The sequence below is a fragment of the Bacillus sp. NTK074B genome, from assembly GCF_017303375.1.
In the GTDB taxonomy this organism is placed as follows: domain Bacteria; phylum Bacillota; class Bacilli; order Bacillales; family Bacillaceae_B; genus Rossellomorea.
In genome coordinates this window covers 236,515-255,515 of sequence record NZ_JAFKOH010000005.1, presented here as the reverse complement: position 1 = coordinate 255,515, position 19,001 = coordinate 236,515, and the positions used below count along the sequence as shown (strand labels likewise).

15 protein-coding genes are annotated in these 19,001 nt (G+C 42.1%); 9 read left to right on the top strand and 6 right to left on the bottom strand.

Features of this window, described 5'->3' with window-relative positions; translation table 11 throughout:
• The first annotated feature begins 36 nt into the window (after positions 1-36).
• Positions 37-1,218, top strand: coding sequence for an ATP-binding protein (locus tag JI667_RS10875; protein WP_206852955.1), 1,182 nt, complete (start codon positions 37-39; stop codon positions 1,216-1,218).
• Between the two features lie 416 nt (positions 1,219-1,634).
• Here the strand turns inward: JI667_RS10875 and JI667_RS10870 are convergent, their stop codons facing one another.
• A complete protein-coding gene (locus JI667_RS10870; protein WP_206852954.1) occupies positions 1,635-2,306 on the bottom strand; it encodes a permease in 672 nt (223 codons plus the stop codon).
• Between the two features lie 406 nt (positions 2,307-2,712).
• On the opposite strand from JI667_RS10870, the gene helD reads away from it, so the two are divergent.
• On the top strand, positions 2,713-4,980 hold the full coding sequence (gene helD, locus JI667_RS10865; protein ID WP_206852952.1) for an RNA polymerase recycling motor HelD: 2,268 nt from the start codon (positions 2,713-2,715) through the stop codon (positions 4,978-4,980).
• Between the two features lie 52 nt (positions 4,981-5,032).
• Here helD and JI667_RS10860 read toward each other — a convergent pair whose 3' ends face one another.
• The gene (locus tag JI667_RS10860; RefSeq protein WP_206852950.1) at positions 5,033-6,808 is read right to left on the bottom strand and encodes a glycoside hydrolase family 66 protein; all 1,776 of its coding nucleotides are present in this window, start codon (positions 6,806-6,808) and stop codon (positions 5,033-5,035) included.
• 76 nt (positions 6,809-6,884) lie between these two features.
• Entirely contained in the window at positions 6,885-9,422 is a 2,538-nt protein-coding gene (locus JI667_RS10855) for a glycoside hydrolase family 31 protein (RefSeq protein ID WP_206852948.1), read from the bottom strand.
• A gap of 423 nt (positions 9,423-9,845) precedes the next feature.
• On the opposite strand from JI667_RS10855, the gene JI667_RS10850 reads away from it, so the two are divergent.
• The 3 genes from JI667_RS10850 (at position 9,846) to wrbA (ending at position 12,052) form a co-directional block, all read left to right on the top strand.
• Positions 9,846-10,676: an aldo/keto reductase gene (locus JI667_RS10850; protein WP_206852946.1), complete on the top strand. Its 831-nt coding sequence runs from the start codon at positions 9,846-9,848 to the stop codon at positions 10,674-10,676.
• A 272-nt stretch (positions 10,677-10,948) separates the two neighbouring features.
• Positions 10,949-11,359, top strand: coding sequence for a DoxX family protein (locus JI667_RS10845; RefSeq protein ID WP_414635231.1), 411 nt, complete (start codon positions 10,949-10,951; stop codon positions 11,357-11,359).
• 78 nt (positions 11,360-11,437) lie between these two features.
• Positions 11,438-12,052, top strand: coding sequence for an NAD(P)H:quinone oxidoreductase (gene wrbA, locus JI667_RS10840; protein ID WP_206852944.1), 615 nt, complete (start codon positions 11,438-11,440; stop codon positions 12,050-12,052).
• A gap of 69 nt (positions 12,053-12,121) precedes the next feature.
• Here wrbA and JI667_RS10835 read toward each other — a convergent pair whose 3' ends face one another.
• A complete protein-coding gene (locus JI667_RS10835) occupies positions 12,122-13,006 on the bottom strand; it encodes an RluA family pseudouridine synthase (protein ID WP_206852942.1) in 885 nt (294 codons plus the stop codon).
• A gap of 172 nt (positions 13,007-13,178) precedes the next feature.
• Between JI667_RS10835 and JI667_RS10830 the strand changes: the two genes are divergently transcribed.
• On the top strand, positions 13,179-13,580 hold the full coding sequence (locus tag JI667_RS10830) for a DUF5365 family protein (RefSeq protein WP_244668287.1): 402 nt from the start codon (positions 13,179-13,181) through the stop codon (positions 13,578-13,580).
• Between the two features lie 178 nt (positions 13,581-13,758).
• Here the strand turns inward: JI667_RS10830 and JI667_RS10825 are convergent, their stop codons facing one another.
• Both JI667_RS10825 and JI667_RS10820 read right to left on the bottom strand, forming a co-directional pair.
• Complete coding sequence (locus JI667_RS10825) at positions 13,759-14,232, bottom strand: thioredoxin family protein (protein WP_206852940.1); 474 nt, start codon at positions 14,230-14,232, stop codon at positions 13,759-13,761.
• A 1-nt stretch (position 14,233) separates the two neighbouring features.
• Positions 14,234-14,659 carry a disulfide oxidoreductase gene (locus JI667_RS10820; protein WP_206852938.1) on the bottom strand — a complete coding sequence of 142 codons (426 nt, stop codon included), beginning with the start codon at positions 14,657-14,659 and terminating at the stop codon, positions 14,234-14,236.
• Between the two features lie 167 nt (positions 14,660-14,826).
• On the opposite strand from JI667_RS10820, the gene JI667_RS10815 reads away from it, so the two are divergent.
• From JI667_RS10815 to JI667_RS10805, 3 genes are all read left to right on the top strand, one after another.
• Positions 14,827-16,497: a glycoside hydrolase family 13 protein gene (locus JI667_RS10815; RefSeq protein WP_206852931.1), complete on the top strand. Its 1,671-nt coding sequence runs from the start codon at positions 14,827-14,829 to the stop codon at positions 16,495-16,497.
• Between the two features lie 275 nt (positions 16,498-16,772).
• On the top strand, positions 16,773-18,314 hold the full coding sequence (locus tag JI667_RS10810) for a GNAT family N-acetyltransferase (RefSeq protein ID WP_206852930.1): 1,542 nt from the start codon (positions 16,773-16,775) through the stop codon (positions 18,312-18,314).
• Positions 18,315-18,450: 136 nt separating this feature from the next.
• Complete coding sequence (locus tag JI667_RS10805) at positions 18,451-18,921, top strand: hypothetical protein (RefSeq protein WP_206852929.1); 471 nt, start codon at positions 18,451-18,453, stop codon at positions 18,919-18,921.
• Positions 18,922-19,001: the final 80 nt, after the last annotated feature.

The following is a 19,001-nucleotide window of genomic DNA, read 5'->3' as shown; positions in this document are numbered from 1 at the left end:
AGTATTTTTTTAGTTTTTTTCCTTGTTGAAAAAAAGATGATACATGGTTGGTATACAAGGGTAGCAACCTTTGTTTCTTTTAGCATTGCCATTATCATGTGCATGCTTTCACCCATATACCATAATCCGTATTGTGTCCATGATCTGAGGATGATCCCCTTTGTTCTTGGAACATTGTATGGTGGCCCATATACTGGTTTAGCGCTGCTGGGGGTCTTACTTGTATCAAGGACCATGATGTATAGTTGGAGTATCGTAGCATTTGTGATTTATGTGGTCATCTTCTTGACGACAGTTATCGGAATGAACTGGTTCAAATTCGACCGGCTATCCAGTCGCAAAAAAATCATATTCTCAGTGATCCTTTTTACCTTCCATTCCATCGTTGCTGCCCTGATTGCAAAGGCAATGACGGTGTTTGTAATCGATGAAAGTTACTTAATCAATTTCATTCTACTTCCTTCTTTGGGAATGCTGATCTTGACATATATATGTGAGACGCTGCTAAAACAGATTCAAATCAAACAGGCACTGGTCAAAATAGAAAAGATGGAAGTATTGGCACAGCTCGCTGCCAGCATCTCTCATGAGGTGAAAAATCCCTTGACCGTGATCAAGGGCTTCCTAAGGCTTCTCCAACAGGAAAATCTGCCAATAGTAAAAAAAGAGCAGTATTTATCCATTGCAACTTCGGAATTGAACAGGGCAGAAGACATCATCAATGATTATCTTACATTTGCCAGGCCGGATCCGGAACAAGTGGAGGAAGTCTCCATTGCTGAACAGCTGCATAAGCTTGCTGATATGGTCGAGCCATTGAGCAATCAACAATCTGTGCTTGTACACAAAGATATCCAGGACGCCATGATTGTCGGCAGCACCCGGAACTTTCAACAGGCATTTCTCAATATTATTAAAAACGCAATTGAATCCATGCCTAAAGGGGGCACCCTTACGATCCATTCAATGGTTCAAAAAGGGGACGTGAGCATTACCATCACGGACACAGGAACCGGAATGACGCCCCTGCAACAAGCGAGACTCGGAGAACCTTATTTCTCAACGAAAGAAAAAGGAACGGGCCTTGGACTGATGGTGTCTTACAGGATCATCGAAGCGATGAGGGGCGTTATTACGGTTGAGAGTCGAGTTGGTAGGGGGACGAGCTTTCAAATTGTGTTTCCGGTGGATCAAAGAAAGAACCCTTCATTTAATTAGAAAGGTGTTCCGTTCAGGGAGGGAACACCTTATCCCACCAAATTCAGCAGCAGAAATAGCCATGTGAATAACATGATATTTAGCAGTAAAAAGAGGCTGGGACAAAAGGGTTTCAGATAAGAAAAATCCGAACGAGTGATTTGATGTAAATCTAACTCGTTCGGATTTTTGATTTTGAGTGCTAAAGCTCGGTCCATGTACTAAGCAAGTTCTAGCTTTTGATTCTAGTGCAAGACGTAGACTCCTGCGGGAAAAGCGGAATAGGTGAGACCCCGCAGGAGCGAAAGCTGTGAGGAGGCTCGCCTTCCGCCCCGAGGAAAGCGAGGTCTTGCACGGAAATCAAAAGCGGTGTACCACGTAATCTCATTGTTCGTCTTTAGAGTGTATAGATTTAGTTTGTCCCATGTACTATGTATTTAAATAAATCTTTTTAAATATTCGTCAAATATTTTGTTCATCACTTTGGGTGTGTTTTCTAAATAAACATTGATTTGTTCCATGTTTGATTCTAATGTATCAGAGTTTCTTTCATCTGTTGGAAAATCCGATATGCCTTTAATAATAATACATTCAATATCATTCTTCTTACAGATATAAGCAATTGCACCCGCTTCTGTATCGGCTATTGTTATTTCATTTTCTTTAAGTTCTAAATAGTCCTTCCACATCACAACTGCTTTGTCAGCGGTGCCGATTGTTCCAGTATAAAAATCATTTCCATATTTAGATAGATTAATATCGACTATGAAGGATTGTTTAATAAGAGGCTCGACTTCTTTTACCGTGCAATCATATTGAACGGCTTTTTCGGGAACAAAGACATCCAAAATACTGAACGTATCATCTATGCCTGCACAGGTTCCAGCAACAATTACTTTGGTTAAATGAAATGTAGAAATCATATACTGATTACCACCAACACCATTTACTTTTCTTACACCGGTACAATAAAAAACAAGTTCGGCATTATAAATAGTTCTTAAGAAATACTCGCCATAAGGATAACCGATCCGTTCATGATCGATAATGCCGAAATATTCCAATGTCGCTTCATATTCCCACTTGGTTGCGATACTTATTCCTATCATCGACTTCTCACCCAGCAAATATAATTTGTCATTCTTGAACGTCTATTTACGTTCTGGTTTTCATGTTTATCTCTATCCGTCATTACAGAGGTCATCAACACTCCGCTAATCATTTTTCCATTATTTACAATTATATCACACAATTCCTTACAAGAGTCTTATCTTTCCAAGAACTGGTCTTAAACTAATTAGCACCTCATTTTTAAATAAGAACAATAGTTATTGTACTTGAATCCCCTTGAATTATCTGATAATATATATCTCTGCTCCCAAACGCCTACATAATTTTTACAGATTTCGATTTGTCTATCTTATCTTGTTCATCCACATGAGCCTCGTTACCTCAGTGGAAGTAGCAGGACGTTTTTTTCTCCATTGCGGCTAAAACATTTGGAAGGAGAAATGTATGACGAAGGAATCGATTATCCATCCCGATTTTTCAAATGAATCAGAACGCTTAGAGTTTACGAAGCGCTACATTGATGTTGTCATCAGTACATCCCAGACGAGTAAAGAAAAGTATAAGGAAAACATGGAAAAAGCTTTTGGAGATATTGATTGGGGCGAGTCAAGTGCTGCCTATATCGATATCCTGACGAACTCAAGCTTTTTTGAGATGTCCAAAGAAGAATTGGAGTCTCTTACGAAAGCTAAAACAAAGCCTTATTTTGCCCGGATTGATTTTCAGCATGAAGGATCCGGTAAGGTGGAGAAGCATTATATCGGGAAGACTTCCCTTTATCAGCGTGAAAATCAGGAGCAAATCATCGTCGACTGGAGATCTCCCATCGCAAATCTGTATTACGAGGGGAGGATCGGAGATGTTTCATACGAGGCAGAAGGTGAAACGTATGAAGGAGATTTGTCACTCAAGCGTCAGTATATGATTGAGGAGGGATTACTGGAAGAAATACGCGATATTGACTTAACCACAACGGATGAACTACTTCAGGACTCTTTAGCCAAAAGCTCCAGCAATCGTTTGACTGAGATCATTTCCACGATCCAGGAGGAACAGAACCGGATTATCAGGGCCGATTTGAACAAGCCCATCATTGTCCAGGGAGCGGCTGGAAGTGGGAAGACCACAATAGCCCTTCACAGGATATCGTACTTTATTTATAATTACAAACAACACTTTGATCCACATCAGCTCATGATCCTCGCACCCAGTAATTTGTTCATCGACTATATATCAGAAGCCCTGCCGGAACTTGGCGTTGAACGGGTAAGGCAGACCACATTCACGGATTATGTCATGACTTGCTTGGAGAAAGAACTTTCCCTGGTTGAAGACCACAAGCTCATAAAGCTGATCGAAACCCATGATGAAGAGATGGAGACCGCATCCTGGATTTCAGGCTTCAAAGGGTCCAAAGCATTCAGGAGGATCCTTGATGATTATCTGGAAGAAATCGAACAACGCTTTTATACATCGAAAGATTTTTATGTGGATAAATATAAGCTATATACAGCGAAGAAATTCACCCATCTGTTCAAAGAAGAATATACGTATATGCCAATCTATCGCCGGATTGAAAAGCTGAAGTCACTCCTGCAAAGCTACGTCCGTTCCAATAAAAAGCAAATGATTGATAAGGTAGAGACGTTTTTTGATGAGCGGATTGAAACGGCTCTTTTTGAGCGTTCGAAGGCAGGGAATCGGAAGGAATATGTGTCGAAAGCATTGGACAAAAAAAGCGAGCGTGTGAATGAGATCAAGAAAGCGATCCGAACAAGCGTGAACGGATATATGAGGCAGTTCGAAAAGAAGAATCTGCATCAATACTTCATGGAGCTATTCTCTGATCCGGAACGGCTTGCCTCCTACTCGAAGGGAGAGCTGAATCGTTCCCAGGCGAAACGTCTCTGTGAGTACACCTTGAAATACGCAAAGAAAAAGCAGTATGAAGTGGAAGATTTGGCGATTCTCCTATACTTGCACTCCCATTTGTTTGGAATCGATAAATTTCACAAAGCAAAAAACATCGTGATAGATGAAGCACAGGATTATAGCTATATGCAGCTCTATTCATTGAAGAGGGCACTGGAAACCGACATGTTCACACTGGTGGGGGATCTCGCTCAAGGTATTCACTCGTACCGGGGTCTTCAGTCATGGGAGCCGGTCTATCGGGACATCTTTCCAAGGGCGACGTATACCGAGCTTCAGAAAAGCTATCGTACCACGATTGAAATCATGGAGGAAGCTAATAAGCTGCTCAGTCTCTTACCCTATGATTTTCCGAAAGTGAATCCAGTGGTGAGGCATGGGGATTCCCCAAGCTTTGATGAATATGTGGAAGCAGATGAATTGGTTTCTCTGATTGAGGAGAAAGTGAAGGCAGGAAGGAATGATGGCTTTCAAACCTTTGCTGTCATCGGAAAAAGCATGAAGGATTGTGTGACGATCAGCGAAATCCTGCAAGCACGGCAGCCGGGGAAAGTAAAGCTGTTGGAAGAACAGGAATCGATCCCGAAAGACCAAATCGTCGTGGTCCCGTCCTACCTCTCCAAAGGACTCGAGTTTGATGTGGTCCTCATCGCAGCGGTCGATGAAGCATTCAACCCGGAAAACGAACTCGACATCAAGCTCCAATACGTATCCATGACCCGTCCCCTTCATAAGCTCGCGTTTATTGGTAAATGCAGACATCAATTTATAGGGCAGTAGGATATATAAAAATAGGTCCGTCCCTCCCAAATCGAGGGACGGACCTTCTTTTTTATTTGTATTCGATCACGACCATGTCCCAGTAAGTGATGGAGGGGAGGGTGAAGGAAATGGATCCGGCGCTTACGTTATGGGAAAGGGTGTGCGGTGCACCGCCGTCTATGTCGGGGGAGGCGAGCCAGACTTTTTCGACTTCACGGTCGGTTTTCATTGTGATTCCGATACGGTTTCGTTCTGTGGGTATCGGTTGTGTCGCAAATGTATCCCTCCAGTCAATGGAGTCGGCATCCAATAGATTGATAAGATGGACCATCTGCCTGCTTCCTTTTTCTTTGGCTGTGTACCAAAGAGAGCCCTGTTCGGCTATCTCACTCATGTGAATGCCATCAGAAGATTCTATCTGGACATCGGACTTCCTCATACCACCATCCCGAAGAATGTTCTCATATGCCGTTAAAAAATCATAATACTGAATGAGTTTGTGCTGTAATGACTCATTCATCGATAATGCGTCATGAGGGAAATATTCCTTCGATAACATGTGTTCACCCAATTCCAGGTGTGCACCACCGTTAGCAAAAATCACGCTGTTGGCGAGAAGGATACCCCCTTCATTGAACACTCCTTCCTCATTTGCATGTTCATAATCCATATAAGCCGCCAGGACGGTATTTTTATTTCCTTCACGACGATGATTTTCATCCAATATCCTGACAATATCATTGTACGTGGTATTTGGATCCCACACCTCTGTGTAAAGGAAGGGGACAGGGGATCTGCTGATAGATTCCTGACCGTATTGATTCACCGCATTCATGACGATTTGTTTGCCTGGGATGCGCTCCTGGATTTTGTTCAGGAAGGGTTCGAAGCTTTCATTGAGGGAAATGAGATTTCCCCACTCATTGTATACTTTCCCCCGGTCACCGAGTTGATCAATATGCCATCCATCAAACGGAAGGGATTGATATACTTCTTGCTGCTTCTCAATCAAGTAATCCTGCCACCAGGGATTGGTCGGGTTCATGATTTCCACATTGCTCTTCCAGTCTTCCGGAAGGGGATGCCGGTCCTTCTCGCGCTGTTCTTGATCTTTAAAGAGATGCCATTCTTTTGGCAGATTACGATTTTCAAAAGATCCATAGAGAAGGTTGTAAGCCATTGCGGTCATATTCCGCTCATGGGATAGGGAAATATAGGTCTCGATCGTATCAAAATGGATCCGCCGATTACTAATATCCTCCCAGTGCAGGGCGGGATTTCCGTCTATCGTTTTCATTGGATCCTGATGCTCATAATGCCAATCATAAAACTGAATCCCATTTATGTGATAGCGGTTCAGGCGGTTAATCACGCCTTTCATATGCGATTCGTTTTCGGTACCAAATGTTGACAGGAATCCGTATCGGGGGAACCTGTCCCAATCCCCAGACACATCTACTGCAATCGTCTTTGACGCGACATGAGTCTCTGATTCCAGTTCAATTTTCACCAAATATCCTTGATAGTCATTTTGTGGGGGAGACCATCTCCATGACTGTTTCCCATCTTTCCGGATGGGGAGAATGTCTTCTCCAATCTTTTCATCCAGATGATAATACTCAATGTTCAGTTTGCCGGCTTTGACAGGTGTCTTGAGAGTTAAAGTTACCTGGTCACCTGGATGATAGCGTGCTTTGTCGGTTTGTAATGCCAAGATTAGAGAATCAGTTTCTTGGTGCAGAGGCTTTTCAACAGCTGGAGAGTGAACCTTGACGAATAAAATGACTCCTGAACATAATATACATGCCAACAGGAGGATGAATTGTTTGTTTTTATATATGGTCACGATCTTCTTCACCTTCTTTTAACTGAAAACAAGGGACCAATCGTAAAGATCAGCCCCTTGTGAAATCATGAATTTCTTAGAATTTTATTTGTACCTTTTTACTTTCTTCTACAGGAATGTTCACGTAAATCGTTTTTGTTTCTTTGTCATAGAAGTAAGAACGTTTTGTTTCTGTCATTTGATCCATTGTTGTAACGGCTTTGTATTTGCTCTTGCCGGCTTGAACTTTTTTAGGAGCTTCTTCGTTGTTCAGCTTCAGAGTGTACTGTTCAAGGCCAGAGTCATAGTTGTCAGCTTCCAGAGATTGAGAGAATTCGATTTTATTCTTTTTCTCTTTAACGTTGAAGTTTGTGATGTCAAATTCGCCATCTTTATGGTCAAGTGATTCGCCATCATCTTCATAAAAGCTGTAGGATGCTTCTCCGTCTACATAAGTGTCCAGAACCAGGTTGGTAAGCTCGTTTTCACCTGTGTATTGCTGTACTTCCCGTGTCGGAATGATCGATTCTTTCTTCACGAAAATCGGAAGGTGGGCAAGTGGGGCATCGACATTGATCGTTTGTCCGCCCTTGTATTCTTCCTGCGTCCAAAAGTTTACCCATGTTTCACCTTCAGGAAGGTAAACGTCACGGTTTGTTTTTCCTTGCTCCACTACCGGTGCAAGCATCATGGGATCTCCGAACATGAACTGATCGTTGATGTCATAGGTGTTTTCATCTTTTTGGAATTGGTAGACAAGCGGTTGCTGAACCGGTTTTCCGGATTCAACTGAATCTTGGAATGCATTGTACAGGTAAGGCATAAGCTTGTAACGCATTTCGATATATTTCTTACTGATTTCTTCTACTTCAGGTCCGAATGACCAAGGTTCCTGCCCTTGTTTCACAGTCGCTTTGGCGTCTGAATCATAATGGATACGGGAGAATGGTAAGAATGCACCAACCTCGATCCAGCGTGCGAATAGTTCTGCATCAGGACGCTGGGCGAATCCACCGATATCGTTCCCTACATTTGCTACTCCTGAAAGTCCGATGTTTGTATTCATAGGAATGGACATTTGCAGGTGCTCCCAGTTACTGACTGAATCTCCTGTCCACAATGCAGCATAACGCTGAGAGCCTGAGAACATATCACGTGTCAGAACGAATGGGCGTTCATTTGGCTTGTACATTTCCCAAGCGTTGAATGTTGCTTCTGCTTCATCATGCCCATACAGGTTATGATACTCGGTTTGAAGGATTTTGTGGTCTTCTGTGCCGAAATAGCTGTCCAGTGGCATCGTGTGATTGAATTCAGGTCCATCCAGGAATACGGCAGGTTCATTCATGTCGTTCCAAATTCCATCGATACCTGCATCGAATAGAATACTATGCTTTGAAGCCCACCAGTCGCGGACTTCTTCTTTTGAAAAGTCAGGGAATGCAGAATCCCCAGGCCAGACAGGACCGATGAACATAGATCCGTCTGCATTTTTAGCGAAATAGTCATTCTTAACGCCTTCGTTATACATATCATAGTTTTCATCTTGCTTCACAGCAGGGTCATTGATGGCAATCGCATGGAGGCCTTTCATTGATTTCAGCTGCTGAAGGGCATCTTTATATTTCTGATTCCATGTGAATACACGGTAACCATCCATATAATCGATATCAAAGTGCATCGTGTCCAATGGAATTTCTTTTTCGCGATACGTTTTCGCCACATCGACGATTTCATCTGCTGTGTACTCCCATTTACTTTGATGTAAACCAAGTGTCCATTTTGCAGGCATATTCATTTTTCCAGTCAATTCTGTGTAAACATCCAATACGTTCGAAATGTCTGGTCCGTACATGAAGTAGTATGTAAGGGGGCCGCCGTTTGCGTAGAAATAGTAGTAATCATCCGATTCACTTGCCATTTCATAGTAAGAACGGTAGGAGTTATCGAACATAATTCCATATGCTTTTTCATTTTTTAAACCCATGAAGAATGGGATGGATGTATAAACATACTTCGTGTCTTTCGTATACGCGTATGCATCGGTGTTCCACATTCCGATACTTTCACCGCGCTGGTTGAAATTTAACCCGGCTTGTTCACCGAAACCGTAGAAGTTTTCACCTTTTTCGGTTTTCTTGAACACGTAAGGCTTTCCATCTTCGTAACCGGGTGAAGCTCCGTTTTTCATGTAATCTTCATTGATTACATTTCCTTCTTTATCTAAGAACTTAACACCGAATGGTGATTTGCTGATTTTAATCGTAAGTTCTTCTGTTTCAATCGTATAAACGTCTTTCCTATCTTTCGTCTTGAAATTTGGTGTTTTCCAATCTTTTTTGGCGATGGCTTGAGAATACTCTTCTTTCTGTCCATCTTTTAAGACTGAAACTTTCACTAGATCTTTTGAGAAGATACGAATGAATGCATTATATTCCCCCAGATCGAATTGAACTCCGTTATCGAGTTTCTTAACATTTTGTGCAGACAGGGTTTGGAGATTTTCCTTATTTAAAGGAGTGTCTGCCTCGGGCTGAGTGACAGCCAGAGCGGATGTCATTGAAGCGGATAGAGTAATCATGATTGCAATCGATACAATAAAGATAACTCTTAAAGACTGTTTGGCTTGTGCCATGATAACACCTCACATCATTTTTTTACGTGCTACGTTACTATACTAAGGACGTATATCACCGTCAATACTTGTATAGACAAGTATACCTCTTTAGTCTAAAGTCCTTCGTGTTAGCTATATCAACGTTTGTAAGCGCAACAACAGAAAATGTAAATGATTTCACAAAAATTTCAAAATGAACACGAATGACTAGTTTTTTACAAAATGTCATACAAACGGTGCCAAAAGGATGGTCTTTTGTAATAAAGAAAAGAAAATATAAGGGAAGGACCTAAAAAACAGGAGTGAAATGGCGGGGCGAAAGCATCAGGATGCCATGAATGGATACCGACAGGGGTGGATAAGTTAAAGAAACTTTTACAATCATAAAATTAGCATAATGCCAATGAAGTTTGTAAAATAATAAATCAGGAGGGATGCAATATGTTGAAAAACTTACAAAGCACGAAAAAGTTACATAATGGAATTGAAATTCCTTATGTCGGTTTAGGAGTTTACCAAATGAAAGATCCGTCTGAAACGGTACAGGCAGTGCGCTCTGCGATCGAGTCAGGGTACCGTTCCATCGATACCGCGGCGATCTACGATAATGAGGAAAGCGTAGGACGTGGCGTGAAGGAAGGTGGAGTAGCGAGAGAAGAACTGTTCATCACATCGAAAGTGTGGAATAGTGATCAAGGCTACGATACGACATTGAAGGCATTTGAAACCAGCCTTAAAAAGCTTGAAATGGATTACCTGGACATGTACCTCATTCACTGGCCGGTGGAAGGAAAGTACAATGATACATGGAAAGCGATGGAGAGGCTGCACGGTGAAGGATTGATCAAATCAATCGGTGTAAGTAACTTCCATCAGCACCATCTTGAGGATCTGATGAAAAACGGCAATGAAAAGCCCGTTTTAAACCAAATCGAATTACACCCTCGTCTGAATCAGGAAAAGGTAAGGGAGTTCTGTGCATCACAGAATATCGCAGTAGAAGCATGGTCTCCGATCGCTCAGGGAAGAGTTTTGGATGAACCTACCTTAAGCCATATCGCAGAGAAGCATGGTAAGTCCTCAGCACAGGTCATTCTGCGCTGGCATCTTCAAAATGATGTCATTATCATTCCAAAGTCTGTTCACGAAAGCCGTATTAAAGAGAACGCCGATCTGTTCAACTTCGAATTATCACTTGAAGAGATGAATCAAATCAACCAGCTGAACATGGATGAACGCTTTGGTCCAGATCCGGATAACTTCGATTTTTAATCGATGATACGAAGAGGCCCGTCCCTCCAGAGAAGAGGGACGGACCTCTTTTTTTATCCCTCCAACCCTTTTTAGTGAATGTTGCAAATTGTTATTGACAGAGGGGAGAAGAGTATTATACAATTATCTCGAAATCAAAATAATCATATTCGAGATAACTTGTCTCTTTTTTTAATTATATATCTCAAATTCAAGATAGTTGACATAAGAATAATTGAATTTGAAATGTTTGAAGCTAAATCTCGAAGGGAAAACATGAAGGAGGAAAAAAGATGACAGCATTGGCTGCGTTAGGTTTATTGGTTATTCGTTTGGTAGTAGGTTTAACATTCGCTGCTCACGGAACACAGAAATTATTTGGGTGGTTCGGAGGGCATGGGATACAGGGAACGGGAGGTTTCTTTGAATCGATTGGAATCAAGCCGGGAAGAACGATGGCGTTACTTGCAGGGATATCCGAAGTAGCGGGTGGATTATTGTTTGCCGCAGGCTTCCTTACGCCATTAGGTGCACTGCTCATCATCGGCACAATGATCGTGGCCATCGTGAAGGTTCACGGTGCAAACGGTTATTGGGCAACGCAAAATGGTACAGAATATAATGTGCTGCTCATTGTTGTGGCACTAGGGGTAGCCCTTGTCGGAGCAGGGAGCTTTTCAATAGATGCATTATTATTTTCTTAATGGATTTACATGCAACCTGATTCTGTGTTTTACCCAATTACTATAAATAAAAACATATTAAAAGGAGAGATTTTGATTATGTCTAACGTAAAAATGGCAATCATGTATTACAGTTCAACAGGAACCAACTATCAGATGGCGAAATGGGCAGAAGAGGCTGCGAAAGAAGCAGGGGCAGAAGTGAAATTGCTTCGCTTCGAAGAGACTGCACCAGAAGGCGCGATTGCTTCCAATCCGGCATGGGAAAAGCACTATAAAGAAACAAAAGATACGGTCCCGGTAGCAACCCTGGATGATCTGGAATGGGCAGACGCTTATCTATTCAACGTTCCAACCAGATTCGGAAATGTACCTTCTCAGGTCAAAGCGTTTCTTGATACGACTGGAGGCCTTTGGTTCAATGGGAAACTTGCCAACAAAGTAGTGAGCGCCACATCATCTGCAAGTAACTCACACGGTGGGCAGGAGCAAACGGTTCTGGCTCTGTACACAACAATGATGCACTGGGGTGCCATCATCGCAGCACCTGGATACACAGACCAATCAAGCTTTGCAACTGGAGGAAATCCATACGGTACGAGTGTAACGGTTGATCAGGAAGGCAATATGGTTGAGTCCGTTGAACCTGCCGTGAAACACCAAACCCGTCGTACGATCCAAATCGCTGAAGCTGTTAAAAATGGATTGAAATAAATATTAAAGACCTGATCACTCGTGATATGGAGTGACCAGGCTTTTTTTGTGCTTAATTGATGGAATCTATTACAGCCCTATATCATCACTGCAGTCCGCTTCACATTCAATCCTTTCACCCGTCAGCGGATGAGGGAACGAAATTCGTGCTGCATGGAGTGCCTGCCTCGTGAATACCGGCTTTCCCCCATATAATGTGTCGCCTACCAGCGGGTGACCGATGTGGCTCATATGTACACGGATTTGGTGCGTACGGCCGGTATCAAGCTGTACTTCGATAAGTGTATACGGATTCCTGACTTCCAATACTTTATAGTGAGTGACTGCATCCTGACCGGAAGGCGAAACCCTTCTTCTCGTGTTGTGATGACGATCTCTCCCGATCGGTTCGGAAATGGTGCCTTTTTTCTGTTTCAATCGACCGTGAACCAGGGCATGATAGGTACGTTTGATCTGCCGCTCGGCAAGAAGCCGGTCAAGTATCGCTTTACTTAATGCATGCTTGGCGAAGATGATCGCGCCGGAGGTATCTCGATCCAATCGATGGATATGCAAGACACGACAGCTTTCCCCTTGGGCCTGATGATGGAAAGCGACAAGATTGGCCAGGGTATCCGTTTCATCAGGAGTATTCGGATGAGTATCTATCCCGGCGGGTTTATTGACGACAATCATATGTTCATCTTCAAACAACACGTCCAGTTCCCCGTAGGTTGGGGGAACATCGTATTCGACTTCCTTGAATAATCGGATCTGTAGAATATCCCCTTGTGAAAGTGGAGCAGTCCATGAAATCATCTCTCCGTTCACTTTGACATCACCTTCCATCCTCATGGAATGAACCATTTTCTTAGGAGCCTGCCAGTGGTTTCTAAGAATTGTTTCAATCGTTACATTTTTCCAATTAACTGGAATGACTAGGTCGAATCGCTCGCCTATTTTCCTTGTTTTCATCAAAAAACTCCTTTAAATGACAAAAATCTCATACTGTTGTGGGTATTTAATCCTACCTCAACCCCTATTCAACCCAAATCCATGGGTATAATTACCACGCTGTTGGTTCTACTTCTATGTTATCCTTAATATATCTATTACAGAGAGATTACAACCATTACAAAGGTGGGTTATGATGGTGAAAGTTTTACTAGCATCAACACATGAACAAGAAGACAAAATTCAAGAGCTTATACAGTACATGTATTGTACTATTTTCCCTGATTATTTCACAGATGATGAAATCGAACAATTCGATGATATGCAAGTATTACATACGACGACGAGAAACTTTGAATATTTTGGAACCCTAAAGGAAGCATTCCAAGTGATTTCAAGTTTACAAACATTGATTTCAATCGTTGAAAGCGGCTCAAGCGAAGAAGTATATGAAGAAATGTTTTATCACAATGCAGGAATCCTCCAAAGTTTTGGCATGTTCTTTCCTTTATCGTATGAACAATTCAGTGAGGAATCTGACTGCAAGCAAAATTTAAGTATTTATTCCAGAGCGGATAATCAGCTGCTTGTGTAACGGAACATGACTAAAGAAGTTAGATTTTTGGTGAAATTCTGATAATAATGTTTAGAAGATTCTTTTGTGGGGAAAATACTTGTTAATAAGTTAATCTCGAAGATACAATGTATCTTCATCTTGAAATTCCTCCTCACTTGAAAGGGGCTGACCCGTGGAAAGGTCAGCCCCTCTTTTTTTATTCGGATTTCACGTTCTCTTCAAGAAATCTCTTAAAGTCTTCCTCAGGATGCTCTCCTACGATCCTTGCCACTTCTTTCCCATCTTCATAATGAACGAGGGTTGGAGTAGCTTCAATTCCGTATTGATCCCAGCCTTGTTCGAATTCAAGCAGATTGTACTGTTCCATATCGATTCCCATGTCTTCGGCAAGAGGTGCAAGTGTAGGGGTCGTTCTTTTACAATGTATGCAAGTCGAACTGTAGAAGTATATGGTGGCTTCCTCTTTATTCTTTATCTTTTCTTCCAGCTCTTCTGGAAGAATGACATTCTGGTAGTTTGGATCGTCTAGAAGCTCAACGGTAGCGGGGTTCAGTTTGGCTTTCTTGAACTTATTTCCTTCCGCTTCCTGATTGTTCTGGACACTTGTGACAATGGCGATGGCTGCAAATAATCCGACGATCGCCACCAGGAATATGATGATTTTCTTCAATCTATTTGTCCTCCTTTACTGCTTTTAAAACCAACACACTTGTGATGAAAATGATAATGAAACCGGTCATAGCCAAAAACGGGATCGTAACAAAACCAAACAGGTTGATGTATTCACCTGTGCAAGGGACTCGTCCGCAGGCAGGTGCGCTTTCTGATAAGAACGAAACTTTTTGGATGGAATAGTGATAAATGGAAACGATAAGCCCGATACCGGATAGGATGGTAGAATATAATGCCGCCTGAAAATCTTTTCGTACATAAGCCACTCCTAATAGAATGACCATCGGATACATTAAAATACGCTGATACCAGCATAATTCACAGGGCTCGTATTTCATGATTTCAGAGAAATATAAGCTCCCGAGAGTTGCGATAAGGGAGGAAGCCCATGCAAGGAATAACAGAGAATCTGCTTTTTTATTCATAGAGAATTCCTTTCTTCGTATATTCTATCAAATTATAGTATGTTATGATTATAAAAGTAAAATGAGAAAACTTTTCGAGGAAATATGAAATTTTTTTTACGATTTATGCAAACGGTTGCAGAAACGGTTTGCTTGATTCCAATGGATCGTACAGGAGGAAAGCACATATGACAAAACAATGGTGGAAAGAATCGGTCGTTTACCAAATTTACCCTCGCAGCTTCATGGATTCCAATGGCGACGGTATTGGTGATATTCAAGGAATTATTTCTAAATTGGATTATTTAAATAAACTGGGTATCGATGTAGTCTGGTTATCTCCCGTATATGAATCACCTAATGATGATAATGGGTATGATATAAGCAATTATAAAAAGGTTTTGGATGAATTCGGCACAATGGCCGATTGGGAAAAGATGCTTCAGGAAATCCATAAGCGTGATATGAAGCTTGTCATGGATTTAGTGGTGAATCACTCTTCCGATGAGCATGGCTGGTTCGTGGAATCAAGGAAATCCAAGGACAATCCATATCGTGATTATTATATTTGGCGTGAAGGAAAAGATGGAGGGGAGCCAAATAACTGGGAGTCCGTTTTCAGCGGTTCCGCTTGGGAATATGATGAAGCGACAGACGAATATTTCCTGCATATCTTCTCGAAAAAGCAGCCGGACCTGAACTGGGAGAATCCAACACTGCGCGCCGAAATATATGACATGATGAAATTCTGGCTGGATAAAGGCATCGATGGTTTCCGTATGGACGTCATCAACTTCATTTCAAAGGTACCGGGACTGCCAGATGCACTTAATCCGGATGGAAGCAGGTATGCTTCCGGTCACGAGTATTTTATGAATGGTCCCCGCATCCATGAGTTCTTGAACGAAATGAATCAAAAGATCCTCTCTCGTTATGACGTCATGACCGTTGGTGAAATGCCGGGGGTGACTCCCGAAGAAGCCGTCCTTTACACCGGGGAGGACCGGGATGAAGTGAATATGGTGTTCCAATTCGAGCATATGGACGTTGACTCGGGTCCTGGAGGCAAATGGGACGTCATTCCCTTCGACCTTGTAAAATTGAAAATGATTTTAACGAAGTGGCAGACAGAGCTTCACGGTAAGGGCTGGAACAGCCTGTATTGGAACAACCATGATCAGCCAAGGATCGTGTCAAGGCTCGGCGATGATGGGGAATATCGTGTGAAGTCAGCGAAGATGCTTTCAACCCTCCTTCATTTGATGCAGGGGACTCCTTACATTTATCAGGGGGAGGAGCTAGGGATGACCAATGTCCGTTTCTCATCCATTGATGAATACAGGGATATCGAAACCCTGAACATGTATCGTGAAAAAATAGCCCAGGGCATGAATCCGGATGAAATCATGAAGTCCATTTACATTAAGGGGAGAGACAACGCCAGGACCCCTATGCAATGGAACAGCAGGAGTCAGGGTGGTTTCACTGAAGGAGAACCATGGATCTCCATAAATCCGAACTACACAGAAATCAATGCAGAAAGTGCACTGAATGATTCCGGGTCCATCTTTTTCCACTACCAAAAATTGATCGCTCTTCGTAAGCAGCATGACATTATCCCATACGGATCCTTCGAGCTCCACTATGCAGATCATCCTTACGTATACGCCTATACGAGAACATATGAAAACGAAAAGATCCTGGTCCTTTGCAATGTATCCGGAGAAAAGCAAGTCATTGATAACGTCGCATCATTTGATATCAAGCAGGCCGATGTACTGATCACTAATGAAATTGAAATAGAAGAACCGTTCACTCTAAACCCATGGGAAGCAACTGCTTACTATTTCAAAGGGTAATGGAAAGGAAGCACCCAGGATAAGGGTGCTTCTATTTTTAGGGTTTTTGTAAGACATATTTAGATTTAACAATTATGAATTCAATGGTAACCAAGTTGATTGGAGCGGAAATCAGAGACTACAGTCAAATTTATGAACGAAGCAAGTAAATCAAATTTCTTCAATCATCCATACCCCTTTGCTAAAATAAAAGAAATGCACTGTCATGAACTTCGTTTCAACAGTGCACTATAAGGGTATATAATTCACGTATTTTATGAAGGAGTCGATCATAGATGGCAGAAAAACTAGACTTATCACAGTTCGAGAAGAAAATGATCATCCGTCCAATGGAACATAAGGACATTAAAGATATTATCAATATGCAGTCTGTCTGCTTTCCAGGGATGGATCCATGGAAAGTGGATCATCTGGAAAGTCACCTGGAAGTCTTTCAAGAAGGGCAATTGGTGGCTGAATTAGACGGGGAAATCATTGGTTCCTGCTCAAGCCTCATTATTAACTTCGATGAATATGACGACCGTCATACCTGGGACGATGTAACGGATAATGGGTACATAACGAATCACAATCCAGATGGTTACAATCTATATGGAATTGAGGTCATGGTGCACCCTGAATACCGCCGCATGAAAGTAGGGCACCGATTATACGAGGCAAGGAAAGATCTTGCGAGGCAGTGGAATTTAAAGAGTATCATCATCGGGGGAAGGATACCGAATTATTACAAGCACTCTGAAGAAATGTCCCCAAGAGAGTACGTGGATTCAGTGGGGCGCCATAAGATTTATGATCCCGTATTATCATTCCAGCTCCTGAATGGCTTCACCCTGATGCGGATCAATCCGAACTATTTGCCTGATGACAAACGGTCCCATAAATATGCGACACTGATGGAATGGAATAATGTCGACTACCGCCCATCCAGCAAGCGTCACTTCAAAACCAGTTATCCGGTACGGATCTGCGTCGTACAGTATATGATGCGTAAAATCAACTCCTTTGAGGAATTTGCGAATCAGGTTGAATACTTCACGGATGTTGCTTCGGATGCGAAATCAGATTTCGTCGTATTTCCAGAGATCTTTACAACACAACTGATGTCTTTCCTTAACATTCAGTCACCGAGCCTTGCTGTTAGAAGGTTGACTGATTTTACAGAAGACTATATTGAATTGTTCACTGATTTAGCGGTTCGTTACAATGTCAACATTATTGGAGGTTCACACTTCGTTAAAGAAGAGAACGATGAAATTTACAATATTGCTTACCTGTTCCGCCGTGATGGAACGATAGAAAAGCAATACAAAGTCCATATCACTCCAAACGAACGAAAATGGTGGGGAATCAGCCCAGGGGATTCTGTAAGGGTATTCGATACGGATTGCGGAAAAATCGCGATACAGATCTGCTATGACATTGAATTCCCTGAACTTGCACGCATTGCTACAGACAAGGGTGCAAAAATCATCTTCACCCCATTCTGTACAGAAGACCGACAAGGCTACCTTCGCGTAAGGTATTGTGCACAGGCACGCGCTGTTGAGAACCAGATTTATACGGTCATTTCCGGTACGGTCGGAAATCTTCCCCAAACGGAAAATATGGATATTCAGTACGCTCAATCGGGCATCTTTGCTCCGTCTGACTTTGAGTTTGCCCGTGACGGAATCGTCGGGGAAACCAACCCGAACATCGAAATGGTCATGATTGGTGACGTCGACCTTGAAGTCCTTCGCCGCCAGCGCCAATCAGGTACAGTCCGTCAGCTGAAAGACCGCAGGCATGATGTTTATGGGGTTAATTATAAAAAATAGATGACTTGCCTAAAAGAACTCATCGGGATAACCAATTCCGGTGAGTTCTTCAATGTCTTTTCAATAGTGGAAAGGAGTAAAATAGAATGTTTTGGAAATGCTACAATCATGAGATGAATTTGAAGGAGTGAAGTGAGTGTCTGTAAAAATCATCTTGTGGTTAATCCTGATTATTCCCTGGCTCAGCTTATTTCTCTTGAACAGGAAAAATGTGAAGCGGTTTATGCCTGTGGGCATTTTCGCATCATTTTTAATGGTGTTATATAATCTCATAGCTTACAATCTTGAGCATTGGGTTATAAATGTTTCCATCATTCCAGCCCTAAATCCTGCCTTTGTATCGGGTGTTTTAGGCGCATTTTTGGTCGTTACTATTTGGATATTCACATACACATTCGGACATTTCTGGAAATATTTATTGGTGAATGTGATCGCTGACTTTATATTCGCAGTATATCCTTTTCATTACATACTTCAGGATGTACTTGGGGTTTATCAGTTAATAGGAATTTCCTCCCTGGGAAGATGGTGTTTGTTCGTTATTTTGTCAGTATTCATATATGGTTATCAGCTTTGGCAAGAAGAAGTTCTCTATCCTGGAAATTAGGGTGGGGTATTGAAGAATAAAAGAATTATGCGAAGATTGAACTGCCTAAACAAAGGCGGTTCCTTTTTTATTAGACAAGT

Excerpts from the sequence above, each read along its gene's own strand:
- JI667_RS10870 (WP_206852954.1), bottom strand. The coding sequence starts at position 2,306 with ATGATAGGAATAAGTATCGCAACCAAGTGGGAATATGAAGCGACATTG.
- JI667_RS10815 (WP_206852931.1), top strand. The coding sequence starts at position 14,827 with ATGACAAAACAATGGTGGAAAGAATCGGTCGTTTACCAAATTTACCCT.
- JI667_RS10810 (WP_206852930.1), top strand. The coding sequence starts at position 16,773 with ATGGCAGAAAAACTAGACTTATCACAGTTCGAGAAGAAAATGATCATC.
- JI667_RS10855 (WP_206852948.1), bottom strand. The coding sequence starts at position 9,422 with ATGGCACAAGCCAAACAGTCTTTAAGAGTTATCTTTATTGTATCGATT.
- JI667_RS10830 (WP_244668287.1), top strand. The coding sequence starts at position 13,179 with ATGATGGTGAAAGTTTTACTAGCATCAACACATGAACAAGAAGACAAA.
- JI667_RS10850 (WP_206852946.1), top strand. The coding sequence starts at position 9,846 with ATGTTGAAAAACTTACAAAGCACGAAAAAGTTACATAATGGAATTGAA.
- JI667_RS10845 (WP_414635231.1), top strand. The coding sequence starts at position 10,949 with ATGACAGCATTGGCTGCGTTAGGTTTATTGGTTATTCGTTTGGTAGTA.
- JI667_RS10875 (WP_206852955.1), top strand. The coding sequence starts at position 37 with ATGATACATGGTTGGTATACAAGGGTAGCAACCTTTGTTTCTTTTAGC.
- JI667_RS10835 (WP_206852942.1), bottom strand. The coding sequence starts at position 13,006 with ATGAAAACAAGGAAAATAGGCGAGCGATTCGACCTAGTCATTCCAGTT.
- helD (WP_206852952.1), top strand. The coding sequence starts at position 2,713 with ATGACGAAGGAATCGATTATCCATCCCGATTTTTCAAATGAATCAGAA.
- wrbA (WP_206852944.1), top strand. The coding sequence starts at position 11,438 with ATGTCTAACGTAAAAATGGCAATCATGTATTACAGTTCAACAGGAACC.
- JI667_RS10820 (WP_206852938.1), bottom strand. The coding sequence starts at position 14,659 with ATGAATAAAAAAGCAGATTCTCTGTTATTCCTTGCATGGGCTTCCTCC.